The sequence below is a fragment of the Pseudomonas sp. 05N431 genome (assembly GCF_056397005.1).
The window spans coordinates 108,785-123,380 of sequence record NZ_JBFTMN010000016.1 but is presented as its reverse complement, the minus strand read 5'-3'; the positions used below and the strand labels follow the sequence as shown (position 1 = coordinate 123,380).

At 57.7% G+C, this 14,596-nt stretch carries 16 protein-coding genes; 15 read left to right on the top strand and 1 reads right to left on the bottom strand.

Annotated features, from left to right (window positions below):
* Positions 1-692: type VI secretion system tip protein TssI/VgrG (gene tssI / locus AC1DIG_RS23590; RefSeq protein ID WP_477769240.1), on the bottom strand; the 692-nt coding region annotated here is incomplete at its 3' end.
* A 717-nt stretch (positions 693-1,409) separates the two neighbouring features.
* Here tssI and tssA point away from each other — a divergent pair.
* The 15 genes from tssA to tssH all read left to right on the top strand — a co-directional run bounded on the left by tssA (position 1,410) and on the right by tssH (position 14,590).
* Entirely contained in the window at positions 1,410-2,966 is a 1,557-nt protein-coding gene (gene tssA / locus AC1DIG_RS23585) for a type VI secretion system protein TssA (protein WP_477769239.1), read from the top strand.
* Positions 2,967-2,998: 32 nt separating this feature from the next.
* Positions 2,999-3,502: a type VI secretion system contractile sheath small subunit gene (gene tssB / locus AC1DIG_RS23580; RefSeq protein ID WP_071552749.1), complete on the top strand. Its 504-nt coding sequence runs from the start codon at positions 2,999-3,001 to the stop codon at positions 3,500-3,502.
* Between the two features lie 28 nt (positions 3,503-3,530).
* A complete protein-coding gene (gene tssC, locus AC1DIG_RS23575; RefSeq protein WP_054594683.1) occupies positions 3,531-5,006 on the top strand; it encodes a type VI secretion system contractile sheath large subunit in 1,476 nt (491 codons plus the stop codon).
* A gap of 15 nt (positions 5,007-5,021) precedes the next feature.
* Positions 5,022-5,429, top strand: a complete 408-nt coding sequence (tssE, locus tag AC1DIG_RS23570; RefSeq protein WP_054594682.1) for a type VI secretion system baseplate subunit TssE — start codon at positions 5,022-5,024, stop codon at positions 5,427-5,429.
* A 10-nt stretch (positions 5,430-5,439) separates the two neighbouring features.
* Complete coding sequence (locus tag AC1DIG_RS23565) at positions 5,440-5,964, top strand: PAAR domain-containing protein (protein ID WP_477769238.1); 525 nt, start codon at positions 5,440-5,442, stop codon at positions 5,962-5,964.
* 69 nt (positions 5,965-6,033) lie between these two features.
* A complete protein-coding gene (locus tag AC1DIG_RS23560; protein WP_477769237.1) occupies positions 6,034-6,966 on the top strand; it encodes a DUF6402 family protein in 933 nt (310 codons plus the stop codon).
* Positions 6,967-6,968: 2 nt separating this feature from the next.
* Positions 6,969-7,394 carry a hypothetical protein gene (locus tag AC1DIG_RS23555; protein WP_477769236.1) on the top strand — a complete coding sequence of 142 codons (426 nt, stop codon included), beginning with the start codon at positions 6,969-6,971 and terminating at the stop codon, positions 7,392-7,394.
* A 3-nt stretch (positions 7,395-7,397) separates the two neighbouring features.
* The gene (locus AC1DIG_RS23550) at positions 7,398-7,832 is read left to right on the top strand and encodes a hypothetical protein (protein WP_477769235.1); all 435 of its coding nucleotides are present in this window, start codon (positions 7,398-7,400) and stop codon (positions 7,830-7,832) included.
* A gap of 5 nt (positions 7,833-7,837) precedes the next feature.
* Positions 7,838-8,056, top strand: coding sequence for a hypothetical protein (locus tag AC1DIG_RS23545; RefSeq protein ID WP_477769234.1), 219 nt, complete (start codon positions 7,838-7,840; stop codon positions 8,054-8,056).
* Complete coding sequence (locus tag AC1DIG_RS23540; protein WP_477769233.1) at positions 8,053-8,475, top strand: hypothetical protein; 423 nt, start codon at positions 8,053-8,055, stop codon at positions 8,473-8,475. The genes AC1DIG_RS23545 and AC1DIG_RS23540 overlap by 4 nt, the downstream gene beginning before the upstream one ends.
* Positions 8,472-8,900: a hypothetical protein gene (locus AC1DIG_RS23535; RefSeq protein WP_477769232.1), complete on the top strand. Its 429-nt coding sequence runs from the start codon at positions 8,472-8,474 to the stop codon at positions 8,898-8,900. Before AC1DIG_RS23540 ends, AC1DIG_RS23535 begins: the two co-directional genes overlap by 4 nt.
* Positions 8,897-9,112: a hypothetical protein gene (locus tag AC1DIG_RS23530; RefSeq protein ID WP_477769231.1), complete on the top strand. Its 216-nt coding sequence runs from the start codon at positions 8,897-8,899 to the stop codon at positions 9,110-9,112. The genes AC1DIG_RS23535 and AC1DIG_RS23530 overlap by 4 nt, the downstream gene beginning before the upstream one ends.
* Before the next feature lie 51 nt (positions 9,113-9,163).
* Positions 9,164-10,951, top strand: coding sequence for a type VI secretion system baseplate subunit TssF (tssF, locus tag AC1DIG_RS23525; protein ID WP_429538795.1), 1,788 nt, complete (start codon positions 9,164-9,166; stop codon positions 10,949-10,951).
* Positions 10,915-11,922 (top strand): type VI secretion system baseplate subunit TssG, encoded by a 1,008-nt coding sequence (tssG, locus tag AC1DIG_RS23520; RefSeq protein WP_477769230.1) that lies wholly within the window; start codon positions 10,915-10,917, stop codon positions 11,920-11,922. The genes tssF and tssG overlap by 37 nt, the downstream gene beginning before the upstream one ends.
* A gap of 13 nt (positions 11,923-11,935) precedes the next feature.
* Complete coding sequence (tssH, locus tag AC1DIG_RS23515; protein WP_477769229.1) at positions 11,936-14,590, top strand: type VI secretion system ATPase TssH; 2,655 nt, start codon at positions 11,936-11,938, stop codon at positions 14,588-14,590.
* The last annotated feature ends 6 nt before the right edge of the window (positions 14,591-14,596 follow it).

Sequence of the window (14,596 nt, the reverse complement as noted above, 5' to 3'; positions counted from 1 at the left end):
CGCTTCAGGTCATAGTCCCGGTGGGTGACCTTGCTGGTACGGGTGCTGAAACGCTGGGAGAACTGGCTGACGACCGAATGCTCCGCCAGCATGCCGGCGTCTTGCTGATAAGGGGTTTCGCCCAACGTGGGGAAGAAGGTCTGGTCATCAGTGAACACCAGCAGATGGCCTTCGCGGGAGTGCTGGTGATGCCAGGCGATACCGTCCTCGGCGCACAGTCGCTGGACGAACTCGAAATCATTTTCCCCATATTGGGTGCAGTATTCGCGTTCGGGACTGGTGCGGACGTTGAAGGTAAAAGCATCCGCCTGAATACCGTGCGCCTTGAGTACCCGAGCGATGATTTTCGGTACCGTCTGGCCCTGGAAAATCCGATGATCGCGGCTGAACTGTAAGTAGTGCAGCGCCGGCACCAGGATCAGCTGATAGCGGTTCAGGCGCTGGCCGACATCATCTGCGCGCACCCCGTCGATATAGCCATGAATGCCTTCGCCGTTAAGCCCGAACTGGAGAAAGGCCGGCTGGCTGAGCAGGCTCTCCAGATCGAAATCCGGGTACTCGCTGATCAGCTCGACATGGATGGCGTACAAGGCGCTGATGGCTTCAGTGCCATCGAAAGCCAGTACCTTGAAGTCGTTGCGAACACCGGGAACTTGCAGTGAAAAGTGTGCCGTATTGGACGGTTGGGACATTCGCTTATCCTTTAGCGGAATGGAAACAACGCGCGATATCCAAACCGTCCCTGGTCTTGCTCGCGTGAACTTCTGGACACGCTAACAAGCTGGCAAGCGGAATAATGTAGGAAGGCTCCCTGACGCCTGTCGGAGCGTTCCGTGTTTCAAAGTGTTGCGTTAGCCAACGACAGAAATGGTGCAAGTCGTATGCAATTGAGTGGGCGATTCCACGCAATTTCGCTGTATATCGCCACATTTGATGAATTTGTTGATATATAAGGTGCCATCATTTTGATGGCACTTTTTAATTGCTTGTTGTCGTCATTGACGTTGAAACTGTTTGCATTAACTTTTTCAGAAAGATCCTACATTTATCATTTTTAATTCTTGCCATGCTCTGTGTCTGCCTCAGAGGACTGATGCTCAATGATCACGGTCAGGTTTGCAGGCAGCTCTGGCTCAACGGTTCCGGGGCGATGGGGCGAAAGCGGAAATATTAAACTGACATGAGGGTATCCCCTGTCACATATAGGGTGATTACCTACACGCTATGGAGAACACTTCGCCTTGTCGTTTAATTGGATGCTTGCTAGTGGCCATCATCGTGAGTAGGATGCGCACCACTTGAAAGAGCACGGTACTCAAATGGATGAGTCTTGCGCGATGCTCTTGATACTGTCCAACGCACCGAAACTCCGGTAAGCGTGCAGACTGTAATACTATTAAAGGCCAGGGATGTCCTATTCAAGCAAACTTTCTGCTCATTACCTTGACCTCGCCAAGTGCTCTGTATCCAAAGAGAATTTCGCGGGCGAGGACGTTCGTTTTTCGAGCGAATATGAGGCATTGGAAAGCGAATTGGGCAAAGCCCAATCCATGCATGAAAGCGGTCAGATCGACTGGCTGAAAATCCGTGAAAACAGTGAAGCGCTGCTGCGAACCCAATCCAAGGATTTGCGCGTTGGCGCGTGGCTGACCTGGGCGCTGTATCAGCGCGAATCCTTCCAGGGCCTGCTGGCCGGCCTCGGCCTGTTGCACCATCTGTGCGAACACCACTGGGCCGAGATTCACCCGAACAAGGCCCGCACCCGTTCCGCCGCCATCAGTTGGCTGGTGCCGCGTCTCGAGCAGGTGCTGAACGAAAACGTCGCGATCAAAGAGCAACTGCCGTTGTTCCGCAAATTGGTCGAGCACCTGGAAGGTCTTGATACCGCTTGCACCGAGCACCTGGGCGACGACGCGCCGCTGCTGTTGCCAATCTCCCGCCGCCTGAAAAGCATGGTCCAGCGCGCCGCCGACAATCAGCCGGAGCCCGGTGCTGTCGGCGCGGTGGTGGCTCAGGTCAAACAGGCCGCGACGCAGCTGTTCACCCCCGGCGCACCGATCGACAACGAAAAAGAAGCCCACAAGGCCCTGCGCGCGCAGCAGGAAAATGCACGCCCACTGTGCGCCTGGTGGCTGAAGCAGAAAGCCACCGACCTGCGCGCTCTGCGCCTGAATCGCACGTTGCTGTGGCTACCGATCGACGCCGTTCCCGAGCGCAACGCCGAGCAAATCACTGCTTTGCGCGGGCTGCCGGCGGACAAACTGAAAATCTACCAGGACCGCTTCGAGCAGGGGCAATTCGCCGACCTGTTGGTGGAGCTGGAGGCGAGCCTGGCCAAGGCGCCGTTCTGGTTCGATGGCCAGCGGCTGGTCTGGGAATGTTTGCAAGGGCTGAACGCCGAGCTGGCCATGCGCGAAGTGGAAATCCACTTCGCGCTGTTGATTCAGCGCCTGCCGGGCATCGTCGAATTGCGTTACCACGATGGCGCGCCGTTCGCTGATCCGGCCACTCGCGCCTGGATCAGCGCCCACGTGATGCCCCATCTGCAAACCGCCAGCGCGCCGCGCAAAGTCGAAGTCAGCGCCAGCCAGCCGGCCTGGGAACTGGCGCTCGAAGAAGTCTTGCCGGTGTTGCGCAAGGACGGCCTCAAGGCCGCGGTGCAGATTCTCAAGCAAGGCCTGCAAGCCGCCCATGGCGGGCGCGTGCGGTTCTTCTGGCAGTTCAGCCTGGCGCGGCTGTGCTTCCTGGCCAAGAAATACGAACTGGCCAAGACCCAACTCGAAACCCTCGATTCAGAATTACAGAACTCAGGCTTGCACGCCTGGGAGCCTGATCTTGCGCTGGAAGTGCTGCACCTCCTGCATAGCTGCTGTGAGTTGTTGCCGCAGAACCACGCAGTGCGAGAACGCAAGGAAGAGATTTATCGCAGGCTGTGCCACCTCGATCTCGAAGTGGTACTCGAATAGGCCCCAGGGCCACAACCGCAAGGAGAAAAGCCATGGCCAAAGAAGGCTCGGTAGCCCCCAAGGAACGCATCAACGTCACCTTCAAACCCGCCACCGGCGGTGCTCAGGAAGAGATTGAACTGCCGCTGAAACTACTGGCAATCGGTGACTACACCCACCGCGCGGACGAGCGCAAAGTTGAAGATCGCAAGCCGATCAGCATCGACAAGATGACCTTCGACGAAGTGCTCGCCAAGCAAGAACTGCAGCTGACGCTGAGCGTGCCGAACCGTCTTCAGGAAGAGGGCGACACCGAAGAGCTGGCCGTGAAACTGCGCGTCAATTCGATGAAGGACTTCAACCCGGCCAGCCTGGTCGAGCAAGTGCCTGAGCTGAAAAAACTGATGGAACTGCGTGACGCACTGGTGGCCCTCAAAGGCCCGCTGGGTAACGCACCTGCCTTCCGCAAAGCCATCGAAGGCGTTCTCGCCGACGACGAATCGCGCGGTCGCGTACTGGGTGAGCTGGGCCTGAACGCCGCAGCCCAGGACGCCTGAGTCCCCATCAGCCAAGGAAGCCAACACTATGAGCACCAGTGCAGCGCAGCAAAAGAGTAACGAGAACGGCGAATACAGCATTCTCGACAGCATCATCGCTGAAACCCGTCTGACCCCGGACGACGAAGCCTACGACATCGCCAAGCGCGGCGTGTCGGCGTTCATTGAAGAGCTGCTCAAGCCGCAGAACAACGGTGAGCCGGTCAAGAAGGCCATGGTTGACCGCATGATCGCCGAGATCGATGCCAAGCTCAGCCGTCAGATGGACGAAATCCTCCACCACCCGGACTTCCAGTCGCTGGAATCGGCGTGGCGTGGCCTGCAGTTGCTGGTCGACCGCACCAACTTCCGCGAAAACATCAAGATCGAAATCCTCAACGTCTCCAAGCAAGACCTGCTGGACGACTTCGAAGATTCGCCGGAAGTGATGCAGGCGGGCCTGTACAAGCACATCTACACCGCTGAATACGGCCAGTTCGGTGGTCAGCCGGTGGGCGCGATCATCGCCAACTACTTCATGTCGCCAAGCTCCCCTGACGTGAAACTGATGCAGTACGTGTCGAGCGTTGCGTGCATGTCCCACGCGCCGTTCATCGCCGCTGCCGGCCCGAAATTCTTCGGCCTGGAAAGCTTCACCGGCCTGCCGGACCTGAAGGATCTGAAAGATCACTTCGAGGGCCCGCAATTCGCCAAATGGCAGAGCTTCCGTCAGTCCGAAGACTCGCGTTACATCGGCCTGACCGTGCCACGTTTCCTGCTGCGCAACCCGTACGACCCGGAAGAAAACCCGGTGAAATCGTTTGTGTACAAAGAAACCGTCGCCAACAGCCACGAGCACTACCTGTGGGGCAACACGGCCTACGCGTTCGGCACCAAGCTGACCGACAGCTTCGCCAAATTCCGCTGGTGCCCGAACATCATCGGCCCGCAAAGCGGTGGTGCGGTTGAAGACCTGCCGTTGCACCACTTCGAAAGCATGGGCGAAATCGAAACCAAGATTCCGACCGAAGTGCTGGTGTCCGACCGTCGTGAATACGAACTGGCCGAGGAAGGTTTCATCTCCCTGACCATGCGTAAAGGCAGCGACAACGCCGCGTTCTTCTCCGCAAGCTCGGTGCAAAAACCGAAGTTCTTCGGCATCAGTGCCGAAGGCAAGGCTGCAGAGCTGAACTACAAGCTCGGCACCCAACTGCCGTACATGATGATCGTCAACCGCCTGGCTCACTACTTGAAAGTGCTGCAGCGCGAGCAACTCGGTTCGTGGAAAGAACGTACCGACCTCGAGCTGGAACTCAACAAGTGGATCCGCCAGTACGTTGCCGACCAGGAAAACCCGAGCGCCGAAGTTCGTGGCCGTCGTCCGCTGCGTGCTGCCCAGATCGTCGTCAGCGATGTTGAAGGCGAGCCAGGCTGGTACCGCGTCAGCCTGAACGTGCGCCCGCACTTCAAGTACATGGGTGCCGATTTCACCCTGTCGCTGGTTGGCAAGCTGGACAAAGAATAACCAAGGAGCTGGGTCATGACTGGATACGGCAGCCTTTTCGAACGCTTGGGTGGCGACGCGGACAAACGCGTCGGCTGGAGCCGCGAGGTTTCCGCCATGGCGTCGGTGGCTGCCCATCTGGCCAAGATGCTCAGCACCCGTGCGGGCAGCGTGCAAACGCTGTCCGATTACGGGCTACCCGATCTCAACGACATGCGCCTGAGCCTGCATGACTCCCTGAGTCAGGCCCGCCTGGCCATCGAGCGCTTCATCGAAGCCTACGAGCCACGCCTCACCAACGTGCGTGTCGTTTCCCTGCCGCGAGACAACGATCAACTCAGGCTGACCTTCAGCATCGAAGGCCTGCTGGAAGTTGAAGGTTTCAAGCGTCAGGTCAGTTTTGCCGCGCGCCTGGATGGCAGCGGTCAAGTGAAGGTCAATTAAGGAGACGACGATGTCCGGTAAACCCGCAGCACGAGTCGGTGACCCAACCGCTTGCCCGCTCCCCGGCCACAGCACCAACCCGATCGCCGCCGGTTCCGGCGACGTATTCTTCGACGGCCTCGCGGCCGCCCGCGAAGGTGATGCCTCCGCGTGTGGTGGTGCGTTGGTCGGTGGGTTGGCGAGTACCGTTTTGATTAACGGTAAACCGGCTGGCACCGTTGATTCGGTGGGGACTCATGGCAACAAGGTGACTGCCGGGTCTTCGACGGTGATTATCGGGAACTCGCATACGCCGGCGCCGTTTGTAGCGCCGTTGCCGGTGGAGATTCAGTGGCCGTTTAACGAGCACTTCGTGATCAATTGTCAGGACACCGGAAAGCCTTTGGCTGGCGTGGAGTACACGCTGAAAACCGCCTCAGGAAAGATCGTCAATGGCGTCACAGACAAGGATGGAAAGACTCAGCGCGTCTTCTCCGCAACAGCGGAAGCCGTTGAGTTGGTGATTGAGCAACAAACGAAGGTCGCGATTGCGTAAGCACCGCATTGATGCCCAGGTAGTCGGCATGCCTAAGGTATGTCGGAATTATTTTCCAAGGATGTTGAGATGACGAACACTGCAGTGACTGCAAACATGACTCCGGCGAGTAACAAGGCTGGCCAGTGTGCGATTGCTAAGCGCAAATTCGGTATCTCAGACATCCCGGCAGCTATGGACAAGATGAAATGGCCGACATCTGCCGCACTGATGCGTCGATGGTTCAATGGCAACCCTTGGCCTACCCCGGACGGTGGCATGGATGAGGTTACCAAGAATCATGGTAAGGAAATTCCCCAAGAGTACGTCGACGACTCGATAGTCAAGATGAGTTGGCTGTTAACTTTTGAGCGCGTAAAAAAAGAGTATGACTATTTAAAGTCAATGTGGAATAGCCCGAATGGGCAGAAGCAGATACGCGCAGCGGTACTTAAGAAGTTCAAAGGTCAGCCCGATGGTAAGTATCCAGTGGCATTTGGTAGTGCGCGCGAAGCTGAGGATTTTGGCTACAGTAATACTGTGTCGGTCAAGATGGGGCAGTGGAGGATTGACGTACTCGACGATTTAAGAGGGGCGCTCGCTAACTTTAATTTAAGAGTTATATCAGAAGGTGACGTTGTTATTGTCTCAAAAAAAATTGAGTTTCAGGTTAAGAGGCTTGGTTTTTATATTGAAGATAGCTATGACTTTGGAGATGGCTCTGATTTCATTAGTCAGCCGCTCGGTTTCTGGAACTTTGATGGTACCGTAATTCCACCTGAAGCCGTTGCGCGCAATATTAGTATCAATTCCAACCAAACAGCAATGATGGAAACGGGAGCGTTGAACCCAGCTGACGTGGCAGAGGTGTTCAAGGAGTTGGAGGGGGCTCGTTTCTATCTGATTCAAAATAGTGATTTTGTGGAGTATCGGCAATGCCATGGCAAGGGTGGAGACTTCCGGGTGCTGTCTGATATTAAGTATGAGACCATTGCGCCAACCACTATTGTGATGTCGAGCTGATCATGCGTTTAAAAATGATTTGCTTTGCTATTTTTGTGTTTTTACTTTCAGCTGGGATAGCTCCCTACATTTTCGTAGATGGGCTCTCCCAGCGTTCACCTGACGTAGTCAAGATAAGTGCCACGCGCCAGTATGTCGTAGAGAGGGTTCCGCTTCGGCTGTTTCCCTTCGATGAAAATTTGGCGTTTCTGCGGGTGACCGATTTGAATGAGCCAAGAAAAATATACCGAAGCCCGTTGTTTGAAATTGAAGAGGCAGATATGAAAAAAACCTTCGATTCGGGCCGGATCGGAACATCTTTTCTCGAGTTTAGTATAGAAGGGAAGTCTTTTATTTTTCACTCTGAATGCCTGAGGGAGTACTGGCTGAATCGCTTCGTCGCTAACGCTCCGTATAGTGTTGAACCGATTATTGAGAGTGGTAAATAAGTTATGTTTGTAAATGGTGAGGCTTTTGCAAAGCACAAGAGTGCAATATTTCGCGGCGCAATGGTACTGGTTGTTCTGGTGGCTCTGCTAGTTGTTATTGTTAATAAGATTTGCAACTTTCCAGCGAATGTTACAAGTATCGACACTTCCGGGCGCTACATTTTACAGAATGTACCGGTTGGTGGGATTTTGGGCTTGGGGGGGATGGCTTACCTTAGGGTTATTGATAAAGAACGCCCAGAAAAAGCGTATCGGACGCCGCTCTATTCGACCCAGTTGCTGGATATGCGCTTATTTGAAGACGATAAGTCTGTCGGTGTCTATTGGTTGTACTTCAATAAAAAAGAAGAAACATTTGATATTGCTATGCCTCAGTGGGAATGGCATTGGTTAGACATTTTTATCAGTAACACGCCCTACGTCCACATGGAAGACTGACGAGCATGCTTGTGAAGGGTGAAATAGAAGGCTACCTGGCCGTTGTAGCCGACAGCAATTTGTTTGGCGCTCTGGCATTGCTGTGTCTTGTGCTGATTTTGACCGGGCTTCGTCGTGGATTCCGAGAGTCGCTGCTGCATCGCGCACTGACGGTTGTGGTGCTGATGACCATTGTTGTGATGGAAATCGCCGGCTCCGATTACGCGAATGTGAATCCGGCATGAACAAATACGTTCGTCTGTCCCTGAGCCTGTTTTTTCATACTCTGGGTTGTGTTGCCTACGCGTTCCTGAATGACGCGGTGGTAAGCGCCTACAAAGCTTTTAACGGTGGCTTCACCTCGCATGGTGTTGCTATCGGAATGGCGAGCTACGCGCTTTTTTACATTTTTCTGGTCGTCAATCTGCTGATCGCACTGATGCCAAATCTCGTGGCCAAGCTCCTGCTGCTGAGCGTGATGGTCGGCTTCATCCTGCTCTGGATGTTGCCTGAAAACCCGCTAAGGGCGCTGTTCTATGGTGTGGCTCAGGGTTGCGTCACGTTGATGGCTATTTTGGCGACGCAAGTCATTGAGTTGCGTTGGGCGCAGAGAACCCATGCTCGCCATGTCGGGCTAAGCCCCTCTACAGGTGATTGCCAGTGATCAGTCGAGGCCGTGGCAGATTCCTGATGACTGCCGTCTGGGCTCCGGTGGTCGTGTTCGTAGTGCTGACGTTTATCGAACAGTTGAACGGGAGCCTGGCGACATTGAGTGGGCAGCAACAGCTGCTGATTTACGGTCTGGCCTTTGGCGTACCGGCTTACATCGTGTTTGCACTATGGGCCACGCGCACGCTGAGTGGAAAACCCGAACAACAGATTCTGAAGAGAATCTGGCGAGCACCGCTGATGTTCATCCCTTTTTACGCCGTGCCGTGGGTGCTTTACGGACTGGCGAACGTGTTAACAGGGGACTTCGCCGGGGTTGCGATGATGTTCGGTTGGTTGGTTTTTTTGCCTTACTTGCTGATCGCGGGTTACGTGGTTTCAGGTCTGACAGTTGCGCTCTACAGGACGCTTTTCTCATGAGTGTATTGAGCAGTATTTCGATATGGCTAGTGGAATCCGACTGGTTCTTTGTGTTGGCTTTATTGTCCTTGGGACTGGCGCTGATGGGGCTGCGTAGCTCGAGCCGCAATTCGAAGTTGCACCGCTCCCTGACGTTCCTGGTGTTGATGATCTTTCCGGCGATGGAAGTCCTGGGGATTTACACCCTGAAAATGAGTTTGCCAGCCGCATGAATATCCATCTATTCGACTCACCCGAATTCAATACCAGGAAGGTAACCCCTCGTGTCCTTTAACCACTACTACCAAAGCGAACTCACCGCACTTCGCCAGTTAGGTCGTCGTTTCGCCGAGCGCAGCCCGGCATTGGCGCCTTTCCTCGGCCAAGCCGGGCGTGACCCAGACGTGGAGCGGTTGCTGGAAGGTTTTGCGTTTCTGACCGGGCGTTTGCGCCAGAAGCTCGATGACGAGTTGCCGGAGCTCAGCCATTCGCTGATGCACCTGCTGTGGCCGAACTACATGCGGCCGTTGCCGGCGTTCAGTATTTTGCAGTTCGACCCGTTGAAGCGTTCCGGGCCGGCGTTGCAGGTCGAGCGTGATACGCCGATCGAGAGTGTGCCGATCGATGATGTGCGTTGCCGGTTTCGCACCTGCTACCCGACTGAAGTCCTGCCGCTGGACCTGACCGCGCTGACGTACTCGGTGAAGGGCGACGGTTCGCTGTTGAGCCTGCGCCTGGAGATGAGTTGCGACGGGCATATCGGTGAGCTGGACCTGAGTCGTCTGCGCCTGCACCTGGCCGGCGAGCGTTATATCAGCCAGATGCTTTACCTGAGCTTGTTGCGCAATCTGGAAGGCATCGAGCTGATTCCGCTGGACGCGGCCGGCAAGCCGCTCAATGGCGCCAACGGCACGCCGATGGCATTCAAGATGCCCGGCGACCGTGTGCAGCCGGTGGGTTTTGCCGAAGAAGAAGCGTTGATCCCGTATCCGCTGAACACCTTCCGTGGCTATCGCTATTTGCAGGAATATTTCGCCTTCCAGGACAAGTTCCTGTTCGTTGATCTGAACGGTCTGGACCTGCTCAAGTCGCTGCCCGAAGACACGCTCAAGCAGATGCGCGGCCTGGAGCTGCGCTTCGATATTCGCAAGAGCGGCATCCAGCGTCTGCGCCCGACCCTGGACAACGTGAAGCTCTACTGCACGCCCATCGTCAATCTGTTCAAGCATGACGCCTTGCCGATTCGCCTCGACGGTAAACAGGACGAATACCTGTTGCTGCCGGCTGAATACGACCTGGAAAACTGCGGGGTGTTTTCGGTTGAAGGCGTTACCGGCTGGAAGCCCGGCGGCCTCGGTTATCAGGAGTACGTGCCGTTCGAATCGTTCGAGCACGACCCGAGTTTCGACGTGCCGCAAAGCCGTCCGCATTACAGCATTCGCCAGCGCACCTCGTTGCTGCACGACGGCCTCGACACCTACCTGAGCTTTGGCATTCGCCACACCGAAGCCCATGAAACCCTGTCGATCGAGCTGATCTGCACCAACCAGAACCTGCCGCGCCGGCTCAAGCTCGGCGACATTTGCATGGCCTGCGAAGAGACCCCGGAGTTCCTCAGCTTCCGCAACATCACCCCGGCCACGTCAAGCTTCGCGCCGCCGCTGAGCCGTGACTTCCTGTGGAAGCTGATCAGCAACATGTCGCTCAACTACCTGTCGCTGGCCAACGTCGACGCGCTCAAGGTGATTCTCGAAACCTACGACCTGCCGCGCTACTACGACCAGCACGCGGAGAAGGTCAGCAAACGCCTGCTGGGCGGGCTCAAGTCGATCAAGCATCAGCACGTCGACCGGTTGCACCGAGGGTTGCCGCTGCGCGGATTGCGCACCGAGCTGACCATCGACCCGGAAGGCTATATCGGCGAAGGCGACCTGTTCGTGTTCGCTTCGGTTCTTAACGAGTTTTTCGCGCTTTACGCCAGTCTCAATTCGTACCACGAGCTGCGGGTAAAAAGCACACAGGGAGAGGTGTACCAATGGACACCACGTATGGGCCTTCAGCCTCTGCTTTAAGCGGGCTGACCCGAGGAATACGCGAGTACTCGCTGTTTCAGGCCGTGCTGCTGGTCGTCGATCGGCTGCGCGAGGCCCACCCGTACCTGAGCGAAGAGGACCTCTATGACCAGCTGGAATTCCAGGCCAACCCGAGCCTGGGTTTCCCTGGCAGCGACGTCGATCGCGTGGAGTTTTTCCACGAGCACGGGCAGATGCGCGCGCGCCTGCGTTTCAACCTGATCGGCCTGGTCGGTTCCGGTTCGCCGCTGCCGGCGTTCTACGGTGAGCAAGCGCTGGGCGACAGCGAAGACGGCAACCCGACGCGGCATTTCCTCGACCTGTTCCACCATCGCCTGCAACGGCTGATGCTGCCGATCTGGCGCAAGTACCGCTACCGCGCCAGCTTCCAGAGCGGCGCCCTCGATCCGTTTTCCTCGCAGCTGTTTGCGCTGATCGGCCTGGGTGGCGAGGACATTCGCAAGGCCCAGGAACTGAACTGGAAACGCCTGCTGCCGTACCTCGGCCTGTTGAGTTTGCGGGCGCACTCGGCGGCGCTGATCGAAGCGGTGCTGCGGTACTACTTCAAGCACGCCGAACTGACCATCGAGCAGTGCATCGAGCGCCGCGTCGAAATCCTCGACGAACAGCGTAACCGCCTGGGCCGTGCCAACAGCGCGCTCGGTGAAGACCTGGTGCTGGGCGAGAGCGTGCGCGATCGCAGCGGCAAGTTCCGGATTCACATCCGCGAACTCGACTGGCAACGCTTTCACGAATTCCTGCCGATCGGTTTCGGCTACCAGCCGCTGTGCGCGCTGGTGCGGTTCACCCTGCGTGACCCGCTCGATTACGACATTCGCCTGGTCCTGCGCCAGGAAGAAATCCGCGAACTGCGCATCGGTGAGCAGAACGCCTGTCGCCTGGGGTGGACCAGTTGGCTGGGCCGCGAACACGCGGACGGCGTGGTGACCCTGGGCAGCAAAATTCATTAAGGACGTGAGACCAATGATCAACGTAGACCTGCAACAACTGATCCAGGCGCTGGACGCCGAAACCCGTCGTGACCTGGAAAGTTCGGCCGAACGCTGTGTTGCCCGTGGCGGCAGCAAGATCCTCGTCGAAGACCTGTTGCTGGGCCTGCTGGAGCGCCCGCAAGGCTTGCTCGCACGCGCGCTGCAAGACGCCGAAGTCGACGCTGGTGAACTCAGCGCTGCGCTGCAATCGCGGGTCGAGCACAGCGCCTCGCGCAATCCGGTGTTCGCCCCGGAGCTGGTGCAGTGGCTGCAAGATGCGTTGCTGGTGGCCAACCTCGAACTGGGTCAGAGCCAGGTCGAGCAGGCCGCGTTGATCCTCGCGTTGCTGCGCAATCCGATGCGCTATGCCGGCAGCCGCTACCAGCCATTGCTGGCGAAATTGAACATCGATCGCCTGAAGGATTTTGCCCTGTCGCAGAAGGAACAACCGGCCACCGGCAAACCGGCTGTACCCGGTGAATCCCTGCTGCAACGCTTTACCCACAACCTGACCCAGCAAGCCCGCGACGGCAAACTCGACCCGGTGCTGTGCCGCGATGGCGCGATTCGGCAGATGGTCGACATCCTCGCGCGCCGCCGCAAGAACAACCCGATTGTGGTTGGTGAAGCCGGCGTCGGTAAAACCGCGATCGTCGAAGGCCTGGCCTCGCGCATTGCGGCCGGTGAAGTGCCGCAAGTGCTCAAGGGCGTTGAACTGCTGTCGCTGGACATGGGCCTGCTGCAAGCCGGCGCCAGCGTCAAAGGTGAGTTCGAACGCCGCCTCAAAGGCGTGATCGACGAAGTCAAAGCCTCGCCAAAACCGATCATCCTGTTCATCGACGAAGCCCACACCCTGATCGGCGCGGGCGGCAATGCCGGCGGTTCGGACGCGGCCAACCTGCTCAAGCCAGCCCTGGCCCGTGGCGAATTGCGCACCATCGCCGCCACCACCTGGGCCGAGTACAAAAAATACTTCGAGAAAGACCCGGCCCTGGCCCGTCGCTTCCAGCCGGTGCAGTTGCACGAACCGACCGTCAGCGAAGCGGTGACCATCCTCCGCGGTCTGGCACAGGTTTATGAGAAGAGCCACGGCATCTACCTGCGTGATGACGCGGTGGTCGCGGCGGCGGAATTGTCGGCGCGTTACCTGGCCGGTCGGCAGCTGCCGGACAAAGCCGTCGACGTGCTCGACACTGCCTGCGCCCGCGTGCGTATCAGCCTCGCTGCCGCGCCGGAAAGCCTTGAGCGCCTGCGTGGTGAACTGGCCGAAGGCGGGCGTCAGCGTCAGGCCCTGCGCCGCGATGCCGAAGCCGGTTTGCTCATCGACCATGAAGCGCTCGATGCGCTGGAAGATCGCCTGGACGCCGCCGAAGACGAGATGGTTGCTTTAGAAACGCTCTGGACCGAGCAAAAAGAACTGGCCGAACGTTTGCTGGAACTGCGTCAGCAACTGGCCAAGGCCCGTGAAGCCGTTGCCGTCGAGCCGACCGTTACGGTTGAAGAAGACGCCGAAGGCACGGTGATCGAGACCCTCGAAGCGAGCGTGGACGAAGCGCAAAGCGTCGAAGCCCTGGAAGCCGCGTTGAACGAAACCCACCGCGCCCTGACCGATGCCCAGGTCAAGGAACGCTTGGTGAGTTTCGAGGTATGCCCGCGTCTGGTGGCTGAAGTGATCAGCGCCTGGACCGGCGTGCCGTTGGCGCAACTGGCCCGTGAGCACAACGCCAAGGTCGCGAGCTTCGCCACCGACCTGCGCACCCGCATTCGTGGTCAGGAACAAGCCGTCCACGCGCTGGACCGCTCGATGCGCGCCACTGCGGCCGGCCTGAACAAACCCGATGCGCCGGTGGGCGTGTTCCTGCTGGTCGGCCCGAGCGGCGTCGGCAAGACCGAAACCGCGCTGGCGCTGGCTGACTTGCTGTACGGCGGTGATCGTTTCATCACCACCATCAACATGTCCGAGTTCCAGGAGAAACACACCGTCTCGCGCCTGATCGGTGCACCGCCGGGCTACGTCGGTTACGGCGAAGGCGGCATGCTCACCGAAGCCGTGCGGCAGAAACCGTACTCCGTCGTGTTGCTCGACGAGGTCGAAAAGGCCGACCCGGATGTGCTCAACCTGTTCTACCAAATCTTCGACAAAGGCGTGGCCAACGATGGGGAAGGGCGTGAAATCGACTTCCGCAACACGCTGATCCTGATGACCTCGAACCTGGGCAGCGACCGCATCAGCGAACTCTGTGAGAACGGTGCGCGGCCGACTGCTGAAGTCCTCGAAGAAACCATCCGCCCGGTGCTCAGCAAACACTTCAAACCGGCGTTGCTGGCGCGGATGCGCGTGGTGCCGTACTACCCGGTCGGTGGCCCGGTGCTGCGCGAGCTGATCGAAATCAAACTGGGTCGTCTGGGCGAGCGCCTGAACCGTCGTCAGTTGGAGTTCACTTACTGCCAGAACCTCGTCGATCACCTGGCCGAGCGTTGCACCCAAAGCGACAGCGGCGCGCGGCTGATCGATCACTTGCTCGACCTGCACGTGCTGCCGTTGGTGGCGGATCGTCTGCTCGACGCGATGGCCACTGGCGAAAGCCTCAAGCGCGTTCACGCAACGCTCGATGGTGACGCTAGCGTGACCTGCGAGTTCGCCTGAGGTGAG